The organism is Limosilactobacillus mucosae DSM 13345, assembly GCF_001436025.1.
Lineage (GTDB): Bacteria > Bacillota > Bacilli > Lactobacillales > Lactobacillaceae > Limosilactobacillus > Limosilactobacillus mucosae.
Window position 1 is genome coordinate 1 of sequence record NZ_AZEQ01000085.1, and the last position, 272, is coordinate 272.

Annotated in this window: 1 pseudogene; it reads left to right on the forward strand. The window is 52.6% G+C overall.

Going from position 1 to position 272, the window contains the following annotated elements:
- Positions 1 to 272: pseudogene (locus FC47_RS10730) on the forward strand (hypothetical protein); the annotation flags it as partial.

A 272-nucleotide genomic window follows, 5' to 3' on the forward strand; every position in this document is an offset into this window, starting at 1 on the left:
CTGAATGCCAAGAAGCAAGCCGTTGCTGATGCCCAGACTAACGTTGCCAATGCTCAAGCCGTTGTAGATCAAAAACAAGCGGCTCTGCAATCTGCCCAGGATACTTTAAAGGCGGATCAAGCTCAGTTGGCACAACTGCAAGCAACGCTTCAAGCTGACCAACAAACGCTGACGCAGGCTCAACAGAACCTGGCTCTGTACCAGGCTGACCTGGCAACTAAGCAGGCTAACGTTGCAAAGGCACAAGCCCAATACGACACGGAAAAGGCCGC